The organism is Bacillus sp. FSL H8-0516, assembly GCF_038635285.1.
Classification (GTDB): Bacteria; Bacillota; Bacilli; order Bacillales; family Bacillaceae; genus Bacillus; species Bacillus safensis.
Genome location: NZ_CP152051.1, coordinates 3,506,141 through 3,532,288 on the forward strand (window position 1 = coordinate 3,506,141; position 26,148 = coordinate 3,532,288).

A 26,148-nucleotide genomic window follows, 5' to 3' on the forward strand; every position below is an offset into this window, starting at 1 on the left:
AAAATAGAACTCTTTGCCCAGTATTTCTTTCAAATCGGGAACCTAGATATGGCTCATTCGTATGAATATGAAACTAGAGGAGGGATGCATTATGGGTACTTTTATGTTTGTTGTCATATTCGTTTTTTTAGGAGCCATCATTGCCAACCAGTTCACATCAAAGGATAAACGTGCATCTGCTAAGCGTTCTGCACATCATAGCTCAACGACAAGCACTTATACTGATTCGTATACCCATCACGCTTCTGATGCCTCCTGTGGGAGTGATTCAGGCGACAGCGGTGGTGGTGGATGTGACTAAACAAAAAAACAGCCGCCCTTTTATAAGACGGCTGTTTCGTTTATGGTTTTAAAGAGCTTTCCAGCCCCGTTCAATCAAATGTTTAACATCCTTTGCAAAATCCTCGCCCTTTTCCATCACGTCCTGAGCTCTTCCTGCAAAATTACTGGCAACAGCCAGCTCCATTTTTTTCAATTCAAAGTGTAAGATTTTTTGATCAATCTCTGTTATATATTTTTCATATTCATTGTTGACGACGTCGTGCATCACGCTGTAAGCTTCTTTCCGGTGGCGATGAAAGTCGGTTCCTCTCTCGCCTTTCCATGACGAATCTAGTGCAGGCTTCTTAATTTCTTTGATATCTGACTGGGCAAGATCTTGTTCTGTTCGAATATTACTTTTGGCTGTCTTTAACCGAGAGATCATTTCGTCAAATTCTGCACGTTTGTTCTCAATTCCCATATGCAGATGGTGCAGCATCTCGGATAAACTCATGTCCTCCACCTCTATCTGACCTCATACGAAAGCACGGCGTGAGCGCCTTTGGAAACCATCGACTCACTTGATTTTTCCAATCCTGACATTTCTATCGTTCTGCTTTCATTAAGTATAGTATAAGGCGAAAAGCCTCAGGCTTAAATAGGGAAAAGGTGTCCTTTTAGCGACGCGTTTGGAAGAAAAACGGAATAATACAAGGTCTTACACCCTGAATTTTATATGAGACTTTAATACCACAATCACATTATGTCAATGGTACCCATAAATAAAAGCGATTGTGCTGATTATTTTGCAGCAATCGCTTCGTCTTGTTCTTTTAATGTTTTCACGTTAGAACGTGTATCCTGAACATTTTTAATTAAGGCTTCTTTAAAGCTTGAGACCATTTCGCTCACTTCTGCTTCACGTGCCGTCCACTTGGTTACAAATTCAAGGCTGTTTTCACCCGCTTTATCTGCTGCTTTTTTCATCGCTAAAGCTTCGACGGCTTGGGAGACTTCATCTAGTTTATCCATAACTGTTTGGTAGTTTAACTTAATTTGTCCCATTGTGATATCCTCCAGATTTGTTCAGCATGAAACTCGTTTACAAGCTGCTCCATGCTTTTGAGATCAAGCGTTTTGCGTCCTCTACTGCGTCTTCTCCTTTTTCAGCAAGACGTGCGGCGTCTCCAGCTAAGGAACTGGCAAAGGATAACGCAGCTTGTTCTGCTTCTAATGTACTGATTTTGAATTCGATACGGCTCACGTAGCGTGGGTATTGATCGTTCACGATCGTTTGCAGCGCATCATGTGCTTCATTTCGGTCTGTTTTGAAATCCTGGCTTCGCTCACCTTTCCAAGAGGTCCCAAGCTTTGGCTGCTTGATTTGCTTTAAATCTGTTTCTGCCGCATCTTGTTCACGTTCAACCTTGCTTTTCGCCTTTTTGAGTCGAGCGATTTTCTCTTCAATTTCTGCTTTTTTATTTGAAATGCCACCGTTAAGGGCAGACAGCATATCCGATAAGCTCATATGGGTTCCTCCTCCTGTCAAAAAATAAAAACGCTGCTTAGAGTCTCTCTAAACGAGCGTAAGGTGATTAGCACTTTTTCCAATATTGTTATTATAAGGTTCAAAGACTCATGTTTGAATAGGGATTTGTGCCCTTTTTATGGGATAAATATGCTTTCATTCTGCTTCACACTACCCCTTTCGACCTCATTTGCAGGAGGTCTAAACTCCTGTTCGTTTGCTATATGTCACATATAGTCTCACGGTCCTAGGACAAACAAAGCCGCCCCGTTCAGGAGCGGCTTTTGTAACCGGCTTATGAAGCCGATTCTTCTGATTCTTGTGGTGGATTCTTAACGTACCAAATGAATTTACCCGTATATCCGTAAATGATTGCAAGACCAATGGCAACAAAACTCAACCACATAAATGGTAAATAAGAGAAAGTCGATACACCAAGAATTCCTGCCATGTAAATACCGTTATCTGACCAAGGGACCATACCAGAAGTCATTGTTCCACCAACTTCAGCGTTTCTAGATAGAACCCGTCTGTCTATTTTTAATTTATCATAGCTTTTTTCCATAATTTTCGGTGTAAGGATTAATGAAACATACATCGCACAGCCAAAAATGTTTGCGAAGAACGCAACAACCAGTGTAGATAGGGTGACATTTCCTGCATTATATAATTTCTTCTCGAAAGTAGCGACAATCACTTTTAAGACGCCGAGATATTCAAGTACTCCACCAAAACCAAGTCCGAGAATAATGACTACTAGAGATCCAAGCATATTTACAATACCGCCACGATTTAACAGCGTATTTAAGAAATCTACATCTGAATTAATAGAGAAGCCATTGTATGCTGAACCAATCGCATCTGCTGGATTCATTCCTTGGAAAGCCATCGCCCATATCGACCCTAAAAGAGCACCAGTAGCAATAACAGGCAATGAAGGTTTCTTAAATACGAGCAGTAATACAACCACTACTGCTGGGATGATCATCCAAATGTTGATTGTGAATGTATCATGAAGGGCATCTTTCAAAAATTCTACTTTACCTTGATCAATGTTGCGTCCGCCATACATAAAGCCTGTAACCGTAAACATAATCGCTGTAATCACAAAGGCTGGTATGGATAAAACCATCATTGCTCGAACATGCGCCAGCACGTCCACTTTTGAAAGAGAAGAAGCGAGCACTGTACTATCTGATAATGGGGATAATTTATCTCCGAAATAAGCACCAGATAGGACGGCCCCAGCAACGATCGGAAGTGGAATACCTAGACCTTCACCAATTGCGATCATCGCAATCCCAGCCGTTCCAACCGTACCCCAAGAAGTTCCTGTTGCAACGGACATGATTGCACAGATGACAAGTGTAGCTAGTAAGAAAATATTAGGATGAATAAATTCCAGTCCATAATAAATTAATGTGGGTACCACTCCGCCGGCAATCCATGTTCCAACAAGTGCACCTACAGCAATTAAAATCAAAACAGCTTCTAAACCATTCGATATCCCTTTTGTAATGGCGTTTTGAAGATCTTTGTATGAATGCCCCAATCGAATACCTAAAGCAATAACCATAAACCATGAGATAAACAATGCTAACTGAATATCTAATTTGAAGTAAAGAGTAAATGATAAAACAATTGCTAAAAACAAGCCAAGTACAGCTACGACTTCTAAAATAGATGGTAGACGTGGTGATTTCATTGTGTTTCCTCCCTTTGTGCGTGCGTTAAGCGTTTTCAAAATATTGTGAAAAAAGTGTGTCAATTCGAAAGAAGTGAATTGCCTGTTTTTCTCTTTTTCACAGGCAATTCCACATATTAATAAAATAAAATTTTTGATATTATTATCGCTCTAGGAGCTCTGCACCCGCAATGCCAGGCTTTGTCATCTCAAATGGATTTAAGATAATATCAAGTTCTTCTTCCGTTAAAACATCGTACTGCAAGCAAAGATCTCTGATCGATTGTCCTGTTAAAATGGCTTCTCTTGCAATTCTAGCGGCTGCTTCATAGCCTAAGTGAGGGTTCACGGCAGTGATCACGCCTGCACTTTTTTCTACATATTCTTTCAAACGTATTTCATTTGCTTCAATGTCCGCTAAGCAATGATCTGTGAATGAGCGGAATCCGTTATTCATTATACTAATAGATTGAAGCAAGTTAAAGACCAGAACAGGCTCCATCACATTTAACTCAAGCTGACCTGCTTCAGAAGCAAGACAGATCGTGTGGTCGTTCCCAATGACTTGGAATGCGATTTGATTAATGAGCTCTGCCATGACTGGATTGACTTTCCCAGGCATGATGGATGATCCAGGCTGGCGGGCTGGCAATGCGATTTCAGCAAGACCTGCGCGCGGACCAGATGCCATTAAGCGAAGGTCATTGGCAATCTTAGACATGTTCATCATGCATACTTTTAAAGCGGCGGATACTTCTGTGTAAGCATCTGTATTTTGCGTTGCATCCACAAGATGCTCTGCACCTACAAGAGGAAGACCAGATATATCAGCGAGCTTCTTCACCACGATTTCAATATAACGAGGATCTGCGTTTAAGCCTGTCCCAACAGCTGTTGCACCCATATTGACTTCATATAAATGCTGTTTTGATTGGTTGATCCGCTTAATATCACGGCTCAGCACACGGCTGTAAGCTTCAAATTCCTGTCCCAAACGGATTGGAACAGCATCCTGAAGGTGCGTACGTCCCATTTTGATCACATGATCGAATTCTTTCGCTTTCTTTTGAAAGACGTCCTGCATGACTTGCATCGTTTCAAGCAGAATGTCTAACTGCTTGAGCACAGCAATGTGGATCGCCGTTGGGAATGAGTCATTCGTTGATTGCGACATGTTCACATGTGTGTTTGGGCTTAAATGGATGTATTCTCCCTTTTGATGTCCCATAATTTCTAGTGCTCTGTTTCCAATCACTTCATTGGCATTCATATTCATGGACGTTCCTGCGCCGCCTTGAATTGGATCGACAATAAAGTACTCGTGAAGCTTGCCTTCAATGACTTCGTCAGACGCTTGAACGATGGCATTTCCAATTCCCTCATATAAACGTCCAACTTCCATATTAGCTTGAGCTGCTGCTTTTTTCACGATGGCAAAGGCTCTGATTAGTTCCTCGTGCATCCGATATCCTGTAATCGGGAAATTCTCTTTTGCACGGAGGGTTTGAACCCCATAATACACGTCTGCTGGAATTTCTTTTTCACCAAGAAAATCCTTCTCATAGCGATAAGTTGCTTGAACCATCTCTTATGACCTGCTTTCTATAGAATAGTTAAATCACTAAATCTTCTGCGATTGGCGTTTCCATAATCTTTTTGACTTCTCTTGGATCTGTTGTTTTGCCTAGTGCCCACATCAGTTTCGGCACGATAGCTTCTGTATTCATATTTCTTGAACGTGCCACCAAATCTTGATTGATCTTGCGTCCTACCTCATACACACTCATGTCTTCTCCTTCTTCCAGACACTGAGTGGTGATGACAACAGAAATGCCTTCTTCCAGCAATTCGTTGATCTTTTCTAAAAGGTTTCTTCCTTCGAAAGGAATTCCGCCGCTGCCGTAGCTTTCAATGACAACGCCTTTGTACAAGCTTTTGACTGCATCTAAAAACTCAGGCTTCAGGCCTGGGTGCAATTTTAACAGACACACATCTGTGTTCAAGGATGCATCTAATTTAAGCGGTTTCATTGGTGTTCTTTTTACTTTGCTATTGTATTCAATTTGATGGTTTTCAATTGATGCAATATATGGGTAGTTAATGCTTTCAAATGCATCGTAGCTTTTCGTTCTTAGTTTGATCGCACGTGTTCCTTGGATGACCCTGCCATCAAACACGACATACACGCCGCCAACACCGTCACATGCAAAGCGAATTGCATCTGTGATGTTTTTCTTCGCATCTGTTTTCTTAAAAGTAATCGGAATTTGTGAACCTGTAATCACGATCGGCTTATCAGGATTTTGCAGCATATAAGACAGCGCTGCTGATGTATAGGCCATTGTATCGGTTCCGTGAGTAACGACAAACCCGTCATACTGATCATAATTCTCATAAATGGCTGTTGCGATATCAACCCAGTATTCAGGCTGCATATTTGTACTATCTATACTCATTAGGGACTTTGTGTCCATTGTATATTCTGCATTAATTTCGTTTAAATAGCTCAAAAGATCCTCAGCTTTAACACCTGGAGCTAAACCATTTTCACTCTCTACAGATGCAATCGTCCCACCAGTCGTTAAAAGCAATAATTTCTTCAACAGGTCCACCTCTTTCGTAAAATTACTTCGTTTGTCACACATATTATAAGCTAGCTTGTGCTATTCTATAATATACGCTTTACGCGTACCTTCATTGCCATTATAGTCACATAACGCGAATTAATCAAGAAATTGTTACGCATAACGCGTACATTCTATGTCAAAATATGATATACTGTTGTTGTAAATAAAGGAGCGTTCATGTATGATACTCGATCGTTTAACCACCCTTAGAAAAAAGAAAAAATGGTCTCTCCAGCATACGGCAGATCGCCTAGGTATCGCCAAAAGCACCTATGCCGGTTACGAATCTGGGTACCGACGACCTTCGCTTGAAGCAGTGAAGCTGATGGCTGATTTGTATGATACGTCCATTGATTTTTTACTTGGTAGAACGGACGAGCCAGAGATACAACGCAAAATCTCTGATATCAAAATTGAACTGACGGAAGCAAAAGAAGGAACCATTTATGTAGACGGCGTTCCCCTAAATGATGAAGAAATCAAACAGCTTGTTGCCTTTATTCGGGCGAAAAACACTCTAAAAGTATAAACACAGAAAAGAGAGGCACCTTATATACAGGTGCCTCTCTTTCCTTTTCAATCTCAATATGGAGAAGACAGCTGGCTTAATTCCTCTAGCCGCCGCTTCGCTTCTTCTTTATTAAACGAACTATAATAGCGATAATTCTCCTCATCTAAGATGCGGTAATGCTGACTAAGCACATTTTGTTGAAGTCGAAACGTGCCTTTTTTGACAGCCGTCCTCCACCAAACCTTTCCGCCAATCGTACGCTCAATTGATAAATGTAATTCATCATGTGCCACAACTTCCAAAATCTCAAGCGGGTCATCCCCTAGTGTCCCTTTCAGAATATCACTATCTCTGAATAATGCACATACGGCCGCGGATTGCGTCCAATTGAGACGCAGCCTGTTTTTTTCAACCTGCTGTAAATGCCGTTTTGATAGACCAAGTACCTCTGCCATGCGATCCTGTGTATAATCCTTTTCTTTTCGAATCCGTGCCATTTGTTCTGTGACGAGGTCGATTACCATCTCTTTATCCATCTCTCATCACCTCTTTCGAGTGTTCAGTCTTTACTGACATCATACACGATTTCATCGAAAAAGTGGCGCCTCATCCTATAGAATTCTGACAAAAACAGCTTAGTCGGTCTTTTCTTCTCCTTGGCCATGCTGCTGTCTCCAATTTTCTTGGGCTGTCTGATGTAAATATGGATAGATCTCCTGTTTGACGGTCTGCTCAAATACTTCTTCATCTAAAATGCTGTACGCCGGAATTTTGATCAATTTTCCATCTACTTTCCGAATGAGCACATCCATGAAAAGAAATCCTCTTATACTGTAACGATGCCTGCGCATGCCAATTGATTGAATATCTTGAAAAGAGATCGTTCGCTCCCGGTGCAGCACAGCGCCATTCTCTCCGCGCTGAATGCGAAAAATCACATTTCCCCTCTTCGTAAAAGCAGGCAAAATCATCAAAAAGGAGATCCAGCCATAGACAATACCTAATAGTCCGCCTAAAAATAAAAACAATGTATAGTTCGATTCAAATGTAAGAGCTTCTGAAAATAACCAAATACCGATGATACCGAAGCCGCCCGTTGCTAAGAATGCCCATACTCTTAAAAAAGGTCTGCTCCTTACTTCTATTACTTCACTTGGATTCAAGCGTCATTCTCCTTTTCTCCATTAGAATATAGAACGTAACCCGTCTTGATGAGCCGTCTCAATGCGAAATTGATTTTCTTTTATTCCTGATACAAGCCACGATTGGTTCTCACCTGGAATTACAAATATCATCGACTCCACATCAGGCGTATTATTTTTGTCATAGACGACCTTCATGAGAGAGTCCATCTTTCCTTTTCTCGTCTGTACATCAGAAACAAATGCCTTCACGAGCTCTTGATTCTCCGCTTTATTCAGGAAAGATGGCCACTTATTTTTCGCTTCGCTTGCCTGTTCTAACAGCATTTCAAATTCCTCTGCCTGGAGGCTGATGACAGGTTCAGGGTGATCATTCATCTGTATGTTGAAAAAGGCTGTCACTTGCTCTTCTGCCTGCTGATCGCCGCTCAGTTTACGAATCTGATGCACTTGTTGATCATAAAGCGTATGATGCGCATATACACCCGCCTGTGTTGTGTGAAAAGAGGTGCTGACTTCTTCATCTGTGTCTCCAAATTTAGATGCCTTGATCGTGTGAGAGGCATCATTCATCGCCTGGATGAAATGACGGTATTCCGCTTTATAACGGTATTGTCTGTTTCGAAATTCCAGTACACCTTTTGCAAGCAAAGAGCGGCACGCAATTTCAAATAAAAACCCAAGGCGTTCGTCCTCTACTTCAGGATAATAGGCCTCCTTTAAGGACATGCCTTGTTCAAAATAGCCTTCACTGTAAAAACTAAAGATGAGTTCCTCAATACTTAGACTTAGCTGATCCAACTTGATCTCTCCTTATCCAAAAGAAAATGCACCCTTAAAGAAATCGCCTGCACCCTTTATGAGCGAATCTGCGGTTTCTTTTGTTTTTTCTATCCCTTTATGTATCACCTGATTTGCCTGATCAATGGTATCATTCACTGCTTTCACACCTTGACCCGCCAGTTCAAATGCTTTTTTCCCTTTATCCACGACTGCATGAATCGGGTCCTTTAATTTCACTGCCATCTGTTCAGCAAAACCGGATGTCAGCTTGGCGACTTTTTCTCCAATAAATCCACCTACTGCTGAACCAATGGCTCCCCCAACAACGGTTCCAATCGGACCTGCAAAGCTGCCAAGAGCACCTCCGACAACGGCACCTGCGACAGAACCGCCAGCGATAAAGACCGTATTGTTCACTGCATTTCCAACAGCCTTTGCATTTTCACGCTTAAGAACTTCTGGCTGATCACCGAATTCTGCATAGTTCTCGGCAATTTTCAATCCACAGCCAACCGTTTCTGTTGCACCAGTGACAACTGTTGCAATGATGGCATTTCCTTTCGCAAATCTTGCACCATTTTTCAGAACAGACTTAATCGCAGCCGTGTCCTTCCAATTAATACTTCCTTTTGTAAAATCACGGACACTGTTTGTGAACGCAACTGTATCGTCAGGATAAAATTTTGTGAATTTCTTATGGACCAAGTCAGCCATCGGCCAGTTCGATCGTTTTAATAATTCTTTTTTACTCAGCCAAATCCTTGCTAACCGGTCAAATCTCGTTCCTTCTACCCGGCTGGTCAGATCAAGCAGCAGCTTTGAATGCTGCGCTGCATATCGGCCATTCTCTTTAATGAAAGTCGTCATCCCAAGCCCGTAATATTTCGCCTGCATCATCACGATACCAGCTAAGCTCGTGAGTGTACCATATTGATCATAGATACTGTACAATTTCCGCAATATATCATCTGCTTCGACCATTTTATCGGTTGCATGACGAATGGCAATATCATCACTGCTCAATTTGCTGATTAATGCCTGTCCTGCTCCCCATGCATCCCCGACACCAGAAAAACAGCTTCTATACCGAGGATCGCAACCTAAAATCAGCCCGTCCAGTTCACTATGTAAATCGCGGTGCTTCGTTTCAATGGCTGACAGCTCACCTACAAAATCATTCGCCAGCCCAGTCAGCTGATCTGGATCAACCACAATGTCACGTGCCATCACATCATCTCCCTTCTCGGTTTCTTTCTCTCCGTTCTTCTCGTCTCTTTCGCTCAAGCTCTTCCATTCTGGCAATTTCAGCTTTACGCTCCTCAATTTTGACTGCTGCATCCCGCAGTTCCTGACTTGTTTCAAGCAAATCTTTTTCAAATTGATCGTAGCGTGCCGTTGTTTCTTCAAAGCTTTGATCAAATTTATCCCTTGCTTCTCCCTGCCAGCCTGATCCTACTGCCTTCAGCCGATTTTCCAGCAGCTGCTTGGACTGCCGAATCTCATCAGCCGCTTCCTGAAACTTTTGAGCGAGTGCCAGCGTTTGACTAGAATCCAACTTTCGCACCCCTTTCTCCCAATTTAACGTACAAATGGATGATTTTATATGTCCTCATTATAAATAAAAAGACACCCGAAAAAATCACCCTAAAGAACCATTCAGCACATTACCTAATGAAAGTAGGCCTTTTTCCTCTCTAATTGCCAGAGAAAGCCTTTCTTGTTATGAAGCGCATTCAAGACGTGATAAAATGGACGTATTCTACAAAAGGAGTGACGTATAGATGAAAGAGGAAATGATTCAGCGTTTCACAAGTTATGTGAAGGTAGATACGCAGTCAGATGCAGAAAAGGAAAGCTGCCCATCTACTGAAGGACAATTGAACCTGGCGAGACAGCTTGTTGAAGAGATGAAATCCATCGGGATTCAAGAAGTGACTATGGATGAAAACGGCTATGTCATGGGAACAATCCCGTCTAACACAGACAAAGACGTGCCGACCATTGGCTTCCTGGCTCATATCGACACAGCCACTGACTTCACCGGAAAAAATGTAAAACCGCAGCTTCATGAGAACTATCAAGGCGGCGACATTACCTTAAATGAAGATCTACATATTGTTTTATCTCCACAACAGTTTCCAAATTTACAAAAGTACCAAGGACATACGCTGATTACAACAGATGGCACAACCCTGCTTGGTGCAGATAACAAAGCTGGTATCGCAGAAATTATGACAGCTATGCATTACCTCATCGAACACCCAGAAATCAAGCATGGGAAAATCCGCGTCGCTTTTACGCCGGATGAAGAGATTGGCAGAGGGCCGCACAAGTTTGATGTTGATGCCTTTGGCGCTTCCTATGCGTACACAATTGACGGCGGACCGCTTGGCGAGCTGCAATATGAAAGCTTCAACGCAGCAGGCGCGAAAGTATCCATTAAAGGAAACAACGTCCACCCAGGAACAGCAAAGGACAAAATGGTCAGCGCTGCGAAAATTGGGATGCTCTTTCACAATAAACTTCCTTCTGAAGAATCTCCGGAATATACAGAAGGCTACGAAGGCTTTTTCCACCTGACGAAATTTGTAGGGGAAGTAGAAGAGGCGGAGCTGCAATATATTATCCGTGATTTTGATAAAGAGAAATTCAACAAGCGCAAGGCACTGTTTGAAAAAATAGCAAATGACTTAAAAGCCACCTACGGAGAAAACAGCATCACCCTCAGCATTCAGGATCAATATTATAATATGAGAGAAAAAATTGAACCGGTGAAACATATTGTGGACATTGCTCATGAAGCCATGGAAAATCGCTCAGTAACACCGGTCATTGAACCAATCCGCGGCGGCACAGATGGCTCCCAGCTTTCATATAAAGGTCTACCAACGCCAAACATCTTTACTGGCGGGGAAAATTTCCACGGTAAATATGAATTTATTTCCGTTGAAAACATGGTGAAAGCAACCGAAGTTATCGTTGAAATTGCCCGTTTATTTGAAGAAAAAGCATAGACATGTTTACAACCGTTCCTGTTCGGGAACGGTTTTTTAATAAAAGTTTACAATTTTCTGAAACTTTTATGACACTTATTCGTACTAATAGAGACAACCCCAGAAAAAATTCTTCTTGACGAGTGAAATAACTGGAAATATAATAGTTAAAAACAACCAGTATTTTAGACCTAAAATAGCAGATTGAATGAACCTTAAGAACTAAACCAAGTCTGCTGCTTATTTTCAGTTATAAACATCACTCACCCTGTCTACACTTAAAGAATAGGATGAATTGGAGGAATGTCATATGATGATTTTATTGATTATCGCTTCACTTTGCTGCTACTTACTATTCTCTTTCAAAAAAGATAACCGCACCCAAAAAAGAAAAAGCGCAGAGCTTTCGGAGTTTGAAATCTTTCGTATGCGCCGCCACTACAACGGAAAACGCCGTCACCCACTAAACGATGCACCTAAACAAGTATAGATCCAAATAAAAGAGCCTCATGAGGAGGCTCTTTTGTTGAATAAACAGCAAAAAACGACCACTGAATCTGGTCGTTTTTCTTTTTATTTATATACCTTCGCAGGCACTTGAATCATAGGAATTCCAACATAATAAGGTGAAATTTCATATGGCTGGAAGACAACAGCAATTCCCTTTTTCGTGAAGTAATACTGCGTATTGTAGTTGATTTCAATGTCGCTTTTTTTCAGGTTCGCGTAGAATTTGCTTTTATGTTTCTTTGTGTAGTTATAAATATAATCTCTTACTTTCGTACGCTTTTTCTTTGTTTTCACAACGTCTGTCAAGAACAGCTGCTTTGTTTTTTTCTTTGTTAACACATAGTTCATGCTGGAAACCATCGTGTCTCCGTGCGCTCCACCGTTATACATGTAATCATAGTTTAAGATACTCAGTTTCTTACCATTGTTAAATTTCGTTTTATACGTTCTCTCATACGTGACCTTCCCGTAGCCTTCTTTTTTCGCTTCGTCCTTTAAGTACAAGTAAGTAGAATAAGAAAAGGCGATATCTTCTTTTAAATCACGATTGATGGTTTTCATATGCGTCTTGCTTAGATTTTTCACCTGTGCATATTTGAACGTTTTTTTCTTCTTATAATAGTGTGTACTTACTTTTGCTTTTTTTGCTTGTTTGGCATCCGCAGATCCAACTGGCGCAAACAAGGAAACAATCAGTGAGAAAATGAGCAGGCTGATCGTTAGGCCTTTTTTCATCGTCATAGTAAAAACCCCCATTTTTGTCTATTACCAGATGAGTATACCATGACAAAAGAACCAAAAGAAGTATTTTTTCCATATTATTCTTCATTTTTCCACATCGGGTTTGTTTACCGTTTTCATAAGTTCCTGTATGCTTAATGTAGAATGCTAGATGAAGTGTGGTGTTTATCATAGAAGAGAATATTTTTAGTCACATTCGGACAACGTTTCATAGTTTGTCCCCAACCCAGAAAAAGATTGCCAATTACATTTTACAAAACCCTCAGAAAGTTGTGCTTCATTCTATAAGTGCACTCGCTGCTGAATGCAGCACAAGTGAAACGACGATCTTTCGGTTTCTAAGAAAAATTGGCTATGAATCGTATCAAGTGTTTCGTGTCCATGTCGCACAGGATATCGCGACCAATACACCTCAATCCATATACGGTGAGATCGAGGCAACCGATAGTGTAGCTGACATTAAACATAAGGTCATAGAGTTAACAACAAACTCTATACAAGATATGAAGCATATTTTAGAAGATCATGCCGTCACACAATTCATTGAACACATGAAACAGGCACATAAAACCGTCTTTTTTGGAGCAGGCGCGTCCAGCTTTATTGCTGGGGATGCTTATCATAAGTTCCTGCAGCTTGGTTTTGAAGTGAGCCTATGCAGTGATCCGCATATGATGAATATGATTGCAACACACGCCACGGAACACGATTTTATCGTCGCAATCTCCCATTCAGGAGAGAGCAGAGAAATTCTTGACGCCGTACAGTTTGCAAAAGAAAAAGGGGCAAAGGTTGCTTCTATCACCAGCTATCCGAAATCTGAGCTCGCAAAGCGGTCTGACTTTCATCTGCTTAGTTCTTCAAGAGAGACAACCTATCGTTCGGACTCCATGATCTCCCGTATCAACCAGCTTGTGATCATTGATGTACTATACGTCACCGCTGTTTTAGAGCTAGGATCAAATGCCATTGAAAACGTGAAACGATCTCGATTAGCCGTAGCTAAAAATAAAACATAAACACAAAAGACCGGAGCTGATTCCGGTCTTTTTTTGTGACTTTTTTCATATTTTCCGTTGACACGTTCCTATCACGTCATGTACATTAAATAAACAATAGTTTATTTCCTACTATTAAATTTAAAAGATAGTATATATACTAACATAATGAAAAGAAAGCGCTTTTTGTAAGGGTTTTCTATATAGGAGGCGGACAACGTGACAAAGAAGATTGGATTCATTGGACTAGGTATTATGGGAAAACCTATGGCACTCAATCTATTAAAAGCTGGTCATGCTTTGACAGTTTTTGACCTAAATGAGGAAGCGATTCGATCGTTACAAGAAGCCGGAGCAAAAGGTGCTGTTTCAGCAGCTGAGGCAGCTTCTGAAAGCGATATCATCATCACAATGCTTCCTAAAGGAGAGCATGTAGAGGCAGTCGTTTCAGGTGATCAAGGGATTTTAACGACAGCTGCACCTGGCACTGTCATCGTAGATATGAGCTCAATTTCTCCTGTCACCTCCAGGGCTTTAGCTGCTCTTGCCAAACAGCATCAGGTGGAATTTATCGATGCACCTGTCAGCGGCGGAGAACCGAAGGCAATTGACGGAACACTCGCCATCATGGCTGGCGGCGAAGAATCCATCTTTGAGCAAGTGAAGGATGTCCTGCTTTCAATGGGCACTGAAGTCGTATTAGTTGGGGCAAATGGCAGCGGGACAACAGCGAAGCTTGCCAATCAAATCATCGTCAACTTAAATATTGCGGCCATGTCCGAGGCGCTCGTTCTAGCTGCTAAATCAGGCATTGCCATTGATAAGATGTATGAAGCGATCCGCGGCGGACTGGCAGGAAGTGCCGTGCTCGATGCAAAAGTTCCTCTCATCTTAGAACGAAATTTTGAACCTGGCGGACGCATCGACATCAACTTGAAGGATTTAACCAATGTCATGGAAACTGCTCACGATATCGGTGTTCCTCTTCCGCTTTCTAGTCAGCTGCTCGAAATCTTCCACGCCCTCAAAGCGGACGGAAAATCCGGGCTTGATCATGGCGGCATCGTTCAATATTACGAAAAAATGGCTCATGTCGAAGTAAAGAAAGGATGAGATGGTCATGAAACAAAGCACTGACATACTGAATGCCATTCCGAAAGCAGATTCAAAGGCCATTCAATCAGCATACGAACAAGCACTGAGCAGCTTTCAGCATAAAGTTATTGTATTAGACGATGATCCAACAGGGATTCAAACCGTACATGGCGTCTCTGTTTTCACCGATTGGTCAGAAGAAAGCATTGAGGCTGGTTTTCTTGAAGATAGCCGCATGTTCTTTATTTTGACCAATTCTCGCAGTATGACAGAGAAAGAAACTGCCGCTGTGCACGAAACAATCGCTGCAACCATTGTAAAGGTGGCTGAACGTCTTAATCAGGACTTCGTCATTGTCAGCCGAGGGGATTCTACTCTTCGCGGACACTTTCCGCTTGAAACCGAAGTACTCAAAATAACCATTGAACAGCAAAGCTCCCGCCATTTCGATGGTGAAATCCTTCTTCCTTTTTTCCAAGAAGGTGGACGCTTTACGATCGACAATATTCATTACGTACAGGAAGGACATGAATTAATTCCTGCTGGTGACACAGAATTTGCAAGAGACCGTACATTCGGCTTTCAATCATCTCATCTTGGAGAATGGATTGAAGAAAAGTCAGAAGGAATGTTCACAAAAGAGAACACGACCTACATTTCATTAGCTGATCTGCGTGCTTTACGCATTGATCAAATCAAACATCAGCTCAGGGGTGTGAAGGATTTCAAAAAGGTGGTTGTAAACGCGGTGGATTATGACGATGTCAAAGTCTTTGTCACCGCTCTCATTGAAGCCATTCAAGCAGGACAGCAGCTGATGTTTAGAAGTGCGGCGGCGCTCACAAAAGTACTTGGCGGTATAGGAGATCAAGCCTTATTAACAAAAGATGCCTTGATACAAGAAGAAAGCCCGCATGGTGGTCTCATTATGATCGGTTCTCATGTGAAAAAAACAACAGAACAATTAAAAGCGCTGCAACAAAATAAAAAGATGGCTTTTATTGAATTTAATACCCACCTCGTGTTAGAGCCTGATGCCTTTCGCGAAGAAATTAACCGCGTTATTCAGCAAACTGAAACACTGTTGGCAGGTGGTCAATCTGTGGCTGTTTATACAAGAAGAGAACGGCTTGATCTTGGGGATGATCGCCAAGAGGAAGAACTAAAACTCTCTGTACAGATTAGTGATGCTGTGACAAGTATTGTCCAGCGTCTCACCATTCGTCCTAAGTATCTTATTGCCAAAGGTGGAATTACCTCCAGCGATATTGGGACAAGAGGACTTAGCGTGAAATGCGCAACCGTGGCAGGTCAAATCAAACCAGGTATCCCTGTTTGGCAAACAGGAGAAGAAAGTAAATTCCCTTTCATGTCTTATGTGATTTTCCCGGGAAATGTTGGGTCAAAGGATACGTTAAAAGAAGCTGTAGACATACTTGAAGGATAAGGCATAGGGGGTGTTTGCGCCCCCTTATGCACCACAAAGGAGGAAAGATCATGTCGTTAGTGTTTATTGGACTTGGCGTTTTGTTATTGCTTTTACTCATGGTTGTCTTTAAGTTAAACGCTTTCATTTCTTTGATTATTGTTTCTTTAATTGTTGCTGTGTTAGAAGGGATGACACCACTAGAAGCGATTGCTTCTGTCGAAAAAGGACTTGGCAGTACGCTCGGACACCTGGCACTCGTTCTCGGTTTTGGAGCGATGCTTGGGAAATTGATGGCTGATTCTGGCGGTGCTCAGCGTATCGCGATGACACTCATTGACCGATTTGGCATCGGAAAAATCCAATGGGCGACGATGCTGACTGGGTTTGTGATTGGAATTGCTCTATTTTATGAAACCGGATTCATTATCTTAATTCCATTAGTCTTTACAATCGCTCAAGCTGCAAGACTTCCTGTGCTGTATGTGGGTATGCCGCTCGTCGCTGCACTCATCACCACACATGGCTTCCTCCCTCCTCACCCAGGACCGACTGCCATTGCGAATGTCTTTCAGGCAAACATGGGACAAACCTTATTGGTTGGGATTATTTTAGCGATTCCTGCTGTTTTAGTAGGCGGACTTCTGTTTACGAAACTATTTAAAAAAGATCAGTTGCACGCACATATCCCAAAGAACTTATTTAATCCAAAGGAATTCACAGAAGAAGAAATGCCTAGCTTCGGCATTAGCATTTTCACTGCTGTTTTGCCTGTATTACTTATGACATTCAGAGCATTTCTAGAAATTTTCTTCCCATCCTCCCCATTGCTGCCAACTGCTGAGTTTTTAGGCGAACCGGCGATTGCACTATTAATCTCAGTGCTGCTAGCCATCTACACGTTTGGGCTTGGAAGAGGAAAGAGCATGCAGGACGTGATGAAGTCCATCACGGATTCTATCGGCTCTATTGCTATGATTCTATTAATTATTGCAGGTGGAGGCGCCTTTAAACAAGTGCTCATTGATAGCGGTGTCGATCAATACATTGCAGGGATCATGCAAGGAAGCACACTTTCTCCCCTGCTTCTGACTTGGCTCATTGCTGCTGTCCTTCGTGTTTCTTTAGGATCAGCCACTGTCGCCGGTCTCACGGCGGCTGGCATTTCTGCACCACTAATTGGCCTGACGGGTGTCAGCCCTGAATTAATGGTCATCGCAACAGGTGCGGGAAGTATTACATTCTCTCATGTGAATGATGCGGGTTTCTGGATTTATAAAGAATACTTTAACCTATCAATGGCTCAAACCTTTAAAACGTGGACATTGATGGTCACCGTGCTTTCACTTGTCGGACTTGCTGGTGTTCTTGTTGCTGATTTGTTCATGTAGGAAATTAAATTGTAAAAACCATTGACTTTTCCCTGAAAACGTTGAATAATTGTGTTTATTAAGAAAATTGAATCAAAAGGTAACCTTATTAAGAGTGGTGGAGGGACTGGCCCTGTGAAACCCGGCAACCGCTGTTCCTAGGAACAGAATGGTGCTAATTCCTTAAGCAAGCAGATGCTTGTTTGAAGATAAGGCAGAGTTCTCACAGTATATGATGCTCTTCCTTATCTAAGGAAGAGCTTTTTTATTTGATTTTTTAACCTGAAGAAAGAAGGGATTCAGCATGACACAAGTACAAACCATTGGAAAGAAAACAACGAAACCGCCATTCCGCGCAGATCAAGTAGGAAGTTTACTTCGTTCAGAGCGCATCAAGGAAGCACGTAAGCAAAAAGCAGACGGTACGCTGACAGCAGAGCAGCTCCGACAAATTGAAAACGAAGAAATTACACGTATAGTAGAGAAGCAAAAAGAAATTGGGTTAGAGGTTGTCACAGATGGTGAATTCAGACGTGCATGGTGGCATTTTGACTTTCTTGAAGGACTCGATGGAGTTGAAGGATTTGAAGCAGATCAAGGCATTCAATTCCATAACACAACGACAAAAGCTAGAGGGATCAAGGTAACAGGCAAGATCGATTTTACAGATCATCCAATGCTGGAGGATTATCGTTTCCTTCACAGCATCGCTGGTGATCATACGGCTAAAATGACGATTCCAAGTCCGAATATGCTCTTTTTCCGTGGAAAGCTTGAAGAAGGAGTGTATGACAGCTTAGAGGAATTCCACCATGATGTGGCACAAGCGTATAAGAAAGCCATCCGTGCTTTTTATGATGCAGGCTGCCGCTACTTGCAGCTGGATGATACGGCATGGGCAGTGTTCTTTTCCGAAAAAGGCCACGAACAAATCAAAGCCTTTGGCCGAGAAGAAGATGAACTTCGTGAATCGTTTGCAAAGACAATCAATGAAGCTGTTGCCGACCGCCCAGAGGATTTGGTGATCACGATGCACATTTGCCGAGGTAACTTTAAATCGACATGGGCAGCTGAAGGTGGTTACGAAGCAGCGGCAGAAACAATTTTTGCCGGCTTAGATCTTGATGGTCTCTTTTTAGAGTTTGACGACGATCGTTCTGGCGGATTTGAGCCCCTTCGATATGTGAAGAACCCAAACCTTCAAATCGTACTAGGCCTTGTCACTTCAAAATACGGAGAGCTTGAGCCAGTTGAACAGATTAAAAAACGCATTGAGGAAGCGGCTCAATATGTAGACATTAACCAAATCTGTATGAGCCCACAATGCGGATTCGCCTCAACAGAGGAAGGCAACCTGTTAACAGAAGAGCAACAATGGGAAAAGCTGCGTCATGTGATTGAGATTGCTGATCAAGTGTGGAAATAGGCGGAAACTTACAGAAAAACCTGACCTTCATAATAAAGAACCGCTTTTTTAAGCGGTTCTTTATTTTTTGTCATCTCAATCAACTTGATATTAAGTTTAATCGTATTACTTCTATAGTTGAGTTTAAGAAGATATTGAACATACGTTATCTTCTTAAAAACCATTTTTATACTCATAAGTTGTCTAACAAGTTAAGTGGATTGATACATTCAAGTCATCTTCCTAGCCAGAATATCTCCTACTGAAAATCCACCCTAATTATTAGAAATTACAATACTGCTTTTTCCATCGTTCCCTCAAGCAAACCTAAAAGTATGACTATAGTTTATGGGGTCTCGAAGCTTTGGTTTAAATATATCGGTGAAATCAAATGCTAAGGCAACTCTTTTTCATACCAACTCATTGCCCCCTACAGGTGGTACTAAAAATTCGTTAAGATCCCTGCCTCCTCAATGATATTCACTTTATTAGATAGAGAGTATCGATATAAAAACTTGTCAAAAATTTATTGATCTAAATTAAAAAAATAAGAAAAATGTGATATTATGACTTCCGTTAGGGTATTAACTTGAAATTTAATACATAAATAGAAAAATGATTACAAGAATAAAGTTTATAAAACTACTCTTCTTGTTGAGTTTAGTAATGTAGTTATTGCTAATGGACATGTATTATAAACTTGTTTTTTCATACCTTAACACTTTATGAAAGGAGTGTACATTCATGGCTAACTTATGATGAATGTTATTTATATAATGATTTCGCCAAAGAAAATAAACTATCCGTCGATAGGTAATAAAATTATAAACCATACCCCCATTACACCAGCACAGGTATTCAAATTATTCATTCCATCCTTTAGAATTCTCCGTTGAAGAGTTTATGGAAGTTATGATGAAATCGGAGATATTCCAACAAGTATGGATACAAACGAGCCAAAGCCACAATCTTGGTAACTTGTTAGAAATTACTGAAGAATATGATACAGATGTTCAAACTTGTATCGAAGACCTGGAAGCATTGAGTAAACAATTAATTGAAAAGGAAGTTGTATATGTAAAATGAATAAACTTAACAACGATATTTTAGAAAACATCTATAAAAACATTTCAACTAAGAGAAGCAAAACAATCGTTAATTACATTGCAATGCTAATGGCACTAGCGAGAGATAATGAACTAAACGAGGATGATTTAATTAATTGGATTCACAGCAAATTAAGTGAAATAGGATATTTTCAAGAAAAAAACCGTTTATTTACTCAAAACAAATTAGATGAATTTGTCTTAGAGTTTATTGAAGGAAGAGCACTATTATATGATGATATCAGCATAACTGAAACAAAACAAAACGAATATGTCATCAGTAGCAAACTGTGGTACAAAAAGAATCCACCTGAGAGTTTTTTTTATTTTGGTATTGACCCTGAAGATTTTTCGAACTATGCACAAAAACTTGCTCAAATAAACGCCGAAAAACTAGGCATCTCAATCCATTTTTTTGAGGATCAAGCTCATGAAAAAGAAATAGCCCATATCCAGCTGTCAAAAAAATGTTCTCTTTCAGAAGAATTGATAATAACTCAGCCAAGTTCAAAAGACTTTTCGTGGTTAACATGGTTTTTTAATGAACATTGGGGTGGAACGACTATGGTGTCTAAAGGGACAACTTATAATGTTTTAAATGAAAACATTTTGTTGGCTAAACGTGGAGATTATATAGTAGGAATATTAGTTTACAAAATATTCAAAGAAGAGGCAGAAATCCTGACTTTGGAGGCTCTAGAAAAGTACCATGGTGTTGGAAGTAGATTACTTTATGAGTTAGAACAAAATCTAAAAACACAAAATATACACTCTATTAATTTAATCACTAGTAATGATAACTTAAATGCAATTAGGTTTTATCAAAGAAAGGGATATTCTTTCAAAAACATCTATATTGGTGCAATTGATAAAGCAAGAATGGTTAAACCTACAATTCCCTCTATAGGAAATTACGGAATACATGTCAAAGATGAATTAGAATTTGAAAAAAGGTTGATACAATGACTATAAAAAGCTGACTGACTAGTTCCATGAGTACTACCAAGTTATTAATAGTCTATCCTGGGCTAGTTAAATTTTATAATATTGATCATGAATTCATACAGTGGAGAAAGATTCAGATGTATAATTACTGAATTGAAGACAGAATTGCTGCTGATAACCATTTGAGAATAGGATTCTTTTCTTAGACCACAATTGGGAAAGGGTTAAGTCTACTAGAATTTAATTTTAAATACCCTAATCATTGAAGATATAAAAGAAATACTTGAAGAATAGGTATTACCGAATTAAAACCAATGTTTGAAGCTCAAAACTCCGATCATATGATTTATTTGAACCACGCAACAATTTAAAGTGTGGTTTATTTTTTGTTCAATTTTGTCTTATTCATAAAAAAGGCATTATCACCATCATGCCCCTAGAGGAGACCCAAAGAATGATAATGCCTGATTCAAATTGTTTTTGTATTATTTTCACCGTTTCAAGACACCATATGTCCTTAAAGAAACGAAACAATAGTTTCTCTGTTTAGTAATCCAAATGTTCCCCATTTGTCGCAATCACTTGTTTATACCAATCGAAGCTTTTCTTTTTCTTTCGATCTAATGTACCGTTTCCTTCATTATCACGGTCAACATAAATGAAGCCGTAGCGTTTTTTCATTTCAGCCGTTGATGCGCTGACAAGGTCAATTGGGCCCCAGCTTGTATAACCGATCAGGTCAACTCCGTCTGCGATCGCTTCTCTCGCCTCTAGCAAATGGCTTCTGAGGTAATCAATTCGGTAATCGTCTTGAATGGATCCGTCTTCTTCTACTTGATCGACAGCACCCAATCCATTTTCTACGATAAACAATGGCTTTTGGTAGCGGTCATACAGCTGATTCAGTGTTGTACGAAGTCCTTTCGGATCAATTTGCCAGCCCCAATCACTTGCTTCTAGATAAGGGTTTTTCACACCTTCAAATAAGTTACCGCCAGTCACTTGTTCAAGGATCTTTGGATCTGTACTTGTCACAAAGCTCATATAATAGCTGAAGCCAATATAGTCCACTGTATGGTTTCTTAAGATGTCTTCATCGCCATCTTGGAACTCGATGTTGATGTCATTTTCAAGGAAATAACGTTTCATGTAACCTGGGTAATAACCTCTTGCCTGTACATCTGAGAAGAACAATGTTTTACGGTCTTGCTCAATTGCAGCAAACATATCTTCTGGTCTTGAGCTGTACGGATAAGTTGTCATCGCTGCAATCATACAGCCGATTTTCGCATCAGGAATGATTTCGTGTCCTGCTTTGACAGCCAAAGCACTTGCAACAAATTGGTGATGCGCTGCTTGATATTGAATGCTTTTCTCGTCATCACCCTCTTCAAATACAAGTCCGCCGCCAGTGAAAGGCGCATGTAATACAACGTTGATTTCATTGAATGTCATCCAATATTTCACTTTGTCTTTAAAGCGAGTGAACAATGTTTTCGCGTATGTTTCATAAAGATCGACAAGCTTACGGTTTCTCCATCCGCCGTAGTTTTTCACAAGTGCGAGCGGCATTTCATAGTGAGAGATGGTGACAACTGGCTCAATTCCGTGCTTATGCAGTTCATCAAATACTTTTTCATAAAAAGCAAGGCCTGCTTCATTCGGTTCCGCATCGTCGCCATTTGGGAAGATACGCGGCCAAGAAATGGATAGTCTGAAGCACTTGAATCCCATTTCTGCAAAGAGTGCAATATCTTCTTTATAGCGATGGTAGAAATCGATTGCATCATGATATAAGTTAAGGTCTTTCATTGATTCATCGAATGGGTGCATAATACCATTTGGTGATACATCAGCTGTCGATAAGCCTTTTCCATCTTGATTATATGCGCCTTCAACTTGGTTGGCTGCAACAGCGCCGCCCCATAAGAAACCTTTAGGAAATGTTTTTTCTAACTTGTTCATGTTGAATACCCTCCTCTTTTTCTTCTACACTGACTGTAAGCAGTGTCTCTTTCACTGTAATCGTTCCATCTGTTTTCGCATCAACTTGTGCAAAATCGTTTGTGTTGGTGACAATAACAGGTGTGGTGACATCATAGCCTTCTTGCTGAATGCCCTCGATATCAAAATCAATGAGTACATCTCCTGCTTGAATCAGATCACCTGACTGCACATGACTTGTGAAATACTTTCCGCCAAGTTTTACCGTGTCAATCCCGACATGAATGAGAAGTTCTGTACCTTGTTCACTCTTCAAGCCAATGGCGTGTTTTGTGTGGAAAATGGTTTCAACCTTGCCGTTGAACGGTGCTACAACACGCCCAGCTGTTGGTACAATGGCTGCACCTTTACCCATAATTTCATTAGAAAATGTTGCATCATTTACTTGATTGAGTGGCTTTAGTTGACCTTCAAGCGGGCTTTGTACCACTTCATTTTGAAGTGCTGCTGTGTCTTTCTTTTCTTCTGGTTTGTCTGCTTTTGTATCATCTTTCACTGGTACATCTTTGAATCCTAGAACAAGTGTCATGATCGTTGCTACAACAAATCCGATGACTAAACCGATGATTGAGTAGACAAATGTTGGTCCAATGAATGTTGGGAGACCTGGAAGGCCTGCTGATCCAGATATCACATATGATTTTACTTTAAAGATTGACATGAACACGCCGCCTGCTGCTGCACCAATAAGGGCTGCAAGGAACGGTTTTTTCAATCGCATGTTCACACCATACATAGCAGGTTCAGTAATACCCATTAAGGCTGTGATACTTGTAGACATCGCCAATGATTTGAATGTTTTGTTTTTTGATCTTAAGAAGACACCGAATGCTGCGCCTGCTTGTGCCATATTCGCTACAAACATCATTGGTAGAATGTAGTCAAAACCGTTTAACGTAATGTTGTTGATCATGATTGGAAGCAGTGCATAGTGCATGCCCGTAATGATCAATGGTGACATGAATCCGCCGATCAAGAGTCCGGCCAAAAGACCTGCATGTTTAAACAATAAATCAATTCCACCTGAAAGGCCACTTCCGATAATTCCGCCAAGCGGTCCAACCGCGATGAGCATAACTGGTACAACGACTAGAAGTGTGACTGTTGGAACAAGGATGATCTTTAATGATTTCGGACTATATTTTTCTGCGAATCTTTCAACATATGAACCAAGCCAGATGGTGAGTAGAATTGGAATCACCGATGAAGAGTACACAACTGCAACCACTGGCAAGCCTAGAAATTCTGTATTTCCCGCGCCCAGTAAAGCGGTTAACTGCGGGTGCAGTGCTGCTGCTGCAATGGCAGCCGCGATATACTGATTTGTGCCAATTTTTTTGGCTACGCTTACAGCAAGCAAAATCGGTAAGAAGTAAAAGGCTCCATCTCCAATGGCTGTTAAAATCGCATACGTACTGCTTTTATCTGATATCCACTGGAATGTGAGCATCAGTGCCAAAATCCCTTTGATCATACCGGCCCCAGCGATGGCTGGAAGAATCGGTGTGAAGACACCAGAGATAAAATCGAAAAGCTTTGATATCACATTTTGTTTTGACGCTTCTTCTGTACCGCCTGACTTTACATCAGATGATAGACCTGAATCAGCGACCATCGCTTGATAGACATTTGAGACATCATTGCCGATAATGACATGATATTGGCCTCCGCTTTGATTCACGCCCATGACGCCGTCTGTTGATTGCAGCTTCTCTTTATCTGCCTTGCTTTCATCGTATAAGTTGAAGCGAAGTCTTGTCATACAATGCGTGACGTGTTTAACATTCTTTTCACCGCCGACAAGTTCTAGCACTTCTTTTGCTGTTTGTTTGTGGTTCATTGTGTTACCCTCCAATCGTTGATTTCATCTTGATATAGAAAAAACCTAAACATCCATTAATGTCCGAGAAATAGCGATTCAGACATTAATCGATATTTAGGTTTTGCCTGCTTAACCAGTAACAATCCTTCATAGCGATTGATCGTTATTTAATTTTTATAAGTCTTTAGATATAAAAAAACCTAAATCACGCCTTATCAAAGATAGGGACAATGATTTAGGTTTTGCCTGCTTGACCAGTAACAATCCTAAAAGATTGTGGGTTATTTAGTTTATAGTTATAAATTATCATGTTAATTTTGTGATGTCAACGCTTTCTTTTTGAATTTATTTTCTTTTTATTACTCTGTCTATATGCAAAGTTAAATATAGCATTTCATCTTCTATGAGACTTCGGTTGTATTCTTTTTGAACATACTCGTTAATTTTTTCTGCGCATTGAAAAGCAGCAGTGTTTTTCTCTTTTACCACTTCATACAGAAACTCATTTTGATTTTCCATTTGTGTTTCGTTAAACAGACGCTGTCCGAAAAACTTTAAATGCGTCACAAAACGGAAATAATTTAATGATTCCTCGTCCAAATCAATTTGAAAGTGATACTTAACGATGTTTAAAATGTCTTGAATGAGTTTGGTGATTTGAATCACGTTTGGCATTTCTTCATTGAGCTCTGCATTGACAATATGCATGGCAATAAAGCCTGCTTCATCCTCAGGAAGATGGATGCTCAGCTTGTCCTCAATGATCCGAATAGCTTCTAAACCGCATCTGAACTCATCTTTATACAGCCGTTTGATTTCCCAGAGCAAGGCATTTTTGATGTCCATTCCTTTTTGATGACGTTCAATGGCAAAGGTGATATGATCCGTCAGCGTCACATAGATGCTGTCATTTAAATTTTTGTTAAGGGTTGTTCTCGCATGCTCAATAATCGCCTCACACACTTGCATATACTCGATTGGAATATCATAAAGCAGGGTTTTGAATTTTTCTGATATATCTTTATTTTGAATAGAAAATACTTTTTCGATTCGTTCTTCGTCAATCGGGTCTCCGCTTTTCTTTTGAAACGCGATCCCTCTGCCCATAATGACCAGCTCATGCTGCTCGTCATCATACGCACTGACAACATTATTATTGATTACTTTAGAAATGATCAATTGATACCCCCCAGTACA

25 protein-coding genes and 1 riboswitch are annotated in these 26,148 nt (G+C 40.7%); of the genes, 10 read left to right on the plus strand and 15 right to left on the minus strand.

The window, feature by feature from the left end; all coding sequences use genetic code 11:
- The first annotated feature begins 91 nt into the window (after nucleotides 1–91).
- On the plus strand, nucleotides 92–301 hold the full coding sequence (locus MHB67_RS17840; protein ID WP_249366009.1) for a hypothetical protein: 210 nt from the start codon (nucleotides 92–94) through the stop codon (nucleotides 299–301).
- Between the two features lie 48 nt (nucleotides 302–349).
- On the opposite strand, the gene MHB67_RS17845 is transcribed toward MHB67_RS17840, so the two are convergent.
- The 6 genes from MHB67_RS17845 to MHB67_RS17870 all read right to left on the minus strand — a co-directional run bounded on the left by MHB67_RS17845 (nucleotide 350) and on the right by MHB67_RS17870 (nucleotide 6,076).
- Entirely contained in the window at nucleotides 350–775 is a 426-nt protein-coding gene (locus MHB67_RS17845; protein ID WP_342492682.1) for a DUF5082 family protein, read from the minus strand.
- A 287-nt stretch (nucleotides 776–1,062) separates the two neighbouring features.
- A complete protein-coding gene (locus MHB67_RS17850; RefSeq protein WP_024423905.1) occupies nucleotides 1,063–1,326 on the minus strand; it encodes a YwqI/YxiC family protein in 264 nt (87 codons plus the stop codon).
- Between the two features lie 37 nt (nucleotides 1,327–1,363).
- On the minus strand, nucleotides 1,364–1,789 hold the full coding sequence (locus tag MHB67_RS17855; RefSeq protein WP_024423906.1) for a DUF5082 family protein: 426 nt from the start codon (nucleotides 1,787–1,789) through the stop codon (nucleotides 1,364–1,366).
- A 295-nt stretch (nucleotides 1,790–2,084) separates the two neighbouring features.
- The gene (nhaC, locus tag MHB67_RS17860) at nucleotides 2,085–3,494 is read right to left on the minus strand and encodes a Na+/H+ antiporter NhaC (RefSeq protein WP_151039634.1); all 1,410 of its coding nucleotides are present in this window, start codon (nucleotides 3,492–3,494) and stop codon (nucleotides 2,085–2,087) included.
- 142 nt (nucleotides 3,495–3,636) lie between these two features.
- Nucleotides 3,637–5,058 (minus strand): aspartate ammonia-lyase, encoded by a 1,422-nt coding sequence (gene aspA, locus MHB67_RS17865; RefSeq protein ID WP_024423908.1) that lies wholly within the window; start codon nucleotides 5,056–5,058, stop codon nucleotides 3,637–3,639.
- Nucleotides 5,059–5,086: 28 nt separating this feature from the next.
- On the minus strand, nucleotides 5,087–6,076 hold the full coding sequence (locus MHB67_RS17870) for an asparaginase (RefSeq protein ID WP_342492683.1): 990 nt from the start codon (nucleotides 6,074–6,076) through the stop codon (nucleotides 5,087–5,089).
- A gap of 205 nt (nucleotides 6,077–6,281) precedes the next feature.
- Between MHB67_RS17870 and MHB67_RS17875 the strand changes: the two genes are divergently transcribed.
- Nucleotides 6,282–6,629, plus strand: coding sequence for a helix-turn-helix transcriptional regulator (locus tag MHB67_RS17875; protein ID WP_044334362.1), 348 nt, complete (start codon nucleotides 6,282–6,284; stop codon nucleotides 6,627–6,629).
- Between the two features lie 53 nt (nucleotides 6,630–6,682).
- Here MHB67_RS17875 and MHB67_RS17880 read toward each other — a convergent pair whose 3' ends face one another.
- From MHB67_RS17880 to MHB67_RS17900, 5 genes are all read right to left on the minus strand, one after another.
- Nucleotides 6,683–7,147, minus strand: coding sequence for a helix-turn-helix transcriptional regulator (locus tag MHB67_RS17880; RefSeq protein WP_048237844.1), 465 nt, complete (start codon nucleotides 7,145–7,147; stop codon nucleotides 6,683–6,685).
- 99 nt (nucleotides 7,148–7,246) lie between these two features.
- Nucleotides 7,247–7,774 (minus strand): YfjD family protein, encoded by a 528-nt coding sequence (locus tag MHB67_RS17885; protein WP_234107455.1) that lies wholly within the window; start codon nucleotides 7,772–7,774, stop codon nucleotides 7,247–7,249.
- 21 nt (nucleotides 7,775–7,795) lie between these two features.
- Nucleotides 7,796–8,554, minus strand: coding sequence for a hypothetical protein (locus MHB67_RS17890; RefSeq protein ID WP_342492684.1), 759 nt, complete (start codon nucleotides 8,552–8,554; stop codon nucleotides 7,796–7,798).
- A 12-nt stretch (nucleotides 8,555–8,566) separates the two neighbouring features.
- The gene (locus MHB67_RS17895) at nucleotides 8,567–9,763 is read right to left on the minus strand and encodes a glycine zipper domain-containing protein (protein ID WP_024427531.1); all 1,197 of its coding nucleotides are present in this window, start codon (nucleotides 9,761–9,763) and stop codon (nucleotides 8,567–8,569) included.
- A gap of 4 nt (nucleotides 9,764–9,767) precedes the next feature.
- The gene (locus MHB67_RS17900) at nucleotides 9,768–10,091 is read right to left on the minus strand and encodes a WXG100 family type VII secretion target (protein ID WP_024427532.1); all 324 of its coding nucleotides are present in this window, start codon (nucleotides 10,089–10,091) and stop codon (nucleotides 9,768–9,770) included.
- Nucleotides 10,092–10,317: 226 nt separating this feature from the next.
- Here MHB67_RS17900 and pepT point away from each other — a divergent pair, with 226 nt between their 5' ends.
- Nucleotides 10,318–11,550 (plus strand): peptidase T, encoded by a 1,233-nt coding sequence (pepT, locus tag MHB67_RS17905; RefSeq protein WP_151039622.1) that lies wholly within the window; start codon nucleotides 10,318–10,320, stop codon nucleotides 11,548–11,550.
- A gap of 289 nt (nucleotides 11,551–11,839) precedes the next feature.
- Entirely contained in the window at nucleotides 11,840–12,019 is a 180-nt protein-coding gene (locus tag MHB67_RS17910; RefSeq protein ID WP_008345664.1) for a hypothetical protein, read from the plus strand.
- A gap of 83 nt (nucleotides 12,020–12,102) precedes the next feature.
- Here the strand turns inward: MHB67_RS17910 and MHB67_RS17915 are convergent, their stop codons facing one another.
- On the minus strand, nucleotides 12,103–12,780 hold the full coding sequence (locus tag MHB67_RS17915; RefSeq protein ID WP_025093777.1) for a DUF3298 and DUF4163 domain-containing protein: 678 nt from the start codon (nucleotides 12,778–12,780) through the stop codon (nucleotides 12,103–12,105).
- A gap of 161 nt (nucleotides 12,781–12,941) precedes the next feature.
- On the opposite strand from MHB67_RS17915, the gene MHB67_RS17920 reads away from it, so the two are divergent.
- From MHB67_RS17920 to MHB67_RS17945, 6 genes are all read left to right on the plus strand, one after another.
- Nucleotides 12,942–13,799: a MurR/RpiR family transcriptional regulator gene (locus MHB67_RS17920; protein WP_024427535.1), complete on the plus strand. Its 858-nt coding sequence runs from the start codon at nucleotides 12,942–12,944 to the stop codon at nucleotides 13,797–13,799.
- Nucleotides 13,800–13,997: 198 nt separating this feature from the next.
- A complete protein-coding gene (gene garR, locus MHB67_RS17925; RefSeq protein ID WP_034624128.1) occupies nucleotides 13,998–14,891 on the plus strand; it encodes a 2-hydroxy-3-oxopropionate reductase in 894 nt (297 codons plus the stop codon).
- A gap of 7 nt (nucleotides 14,892–14,898) precedes the next feature.
- Complete coding sequence (locus MHB67_RS17930; RefSeq protein ID WP_342492685.1) at nucleotides 14,899–16,320, plus strand: four-carbon acid sugar kinase family protein; 1,422 nt, start codon at nucleotides 14,899–14,901, stop codon at nucleotides 16,318–16,320.
- A gap of 50 nt (nucleotides 16,321–16,370) precedes the next feature.
- Entirely contained in the window at nucleotides 16,371–17,690 is a 1,320-nt protein-coding gene (locus MHB67_RS17935; RefSeq protein ID WP_024423918.1) for a gluconate:H+ symporter, read from the plus strand.
- A gap of 82 nt (nucleotides 17,691–17,772) precedes the next feature.
- Nucleotides 17,773–17,885: riboswitch (SAM riboswitch) on the plus strand.
- An 88-nt stretch (nucleotides 17,886–17,973) separates the two neighbouring features.
- The gene (locus tag MHB67_RS17940; RefSeq protein WP_198456664.1) at nucleotides 17,974–19,095 is read left to right on the plus strand and encodes a 5-methyltetrahydropteroyltriglutamate--homocysteine S-methyltransferase; all 1,122 of its coding nucleotides are present in this window, start codon (nucleotides 17,974–17,976) and stop codon (nucleotides 19,093–19,095) included.
- 1,061 nt (nucleotides 19,096–20,156) lie between these two features.
- Nucleotides 20,157–21,146, plus strand: coding sequence for a GNAT family N-acetyltransferase (locus tag MHB67_RS17945; RefSeq protein WP_342492686.1), 990 nt, complete (start codon nucleotides 20,157–20,159; stop codon nucleotides 21,144–21,146).
- Nucleotides 21,147–21,671: 525 nt separating this feature from the next.
- Here MHB67_RS17945 and MHB67_RS17950 read toward each other — a convergent pair.
- The 3 genes from MHB67_RS17950 to MHB67_RS17960 form a co-directional block, all read right to left on the minus strand.
- Nucleotides 21,672–23,090 (minus strand): glycoside hydrolase family 1 protein, encoded by a 1,419-nt coding sequence (locus MHB67_RS17950; RefSeq protein WP_306654629.1) that lies wholly within the window; start codon nucleotides 23,088–23,090, stop codon nucleotides 21,672–21,674.
- Nucleotides 23,062–24,969 (minus strand): beta-glucoside-specific PTS transporter subunit IIABC, encoded by a 1,908-nt coding sequence (locus MHB67_RS17955; RefSeq protein WP_044334936.1) that lies wholly within the window; start codon nucleotides 24,967–24,969, stop codon nucleotides 23,062–23,064. The genes MHB67_RS17950 and MHB67_RS17955 overlap by 29 nt, the downstream gene beginning before the upstream one ends.
- Before the next feature lie 327 nt (nucleotides 24,970–25,296).
- Nucleotides 25,297–26,130 carry a PRD domain-containing protein gene (locus MHB67_RS17960; protein ID WP_024423922.1) on the minus strand — a complete coding sequence of 278 codons (834 nt, stop codon included), beginning with the start codon at nucleotides 26,128–26,130 and terminating at the stop codon, nucleotides 25,297–25,299.
- Nucleotides 26,131–26,148 lie beyond the last annotated feature (18 nt).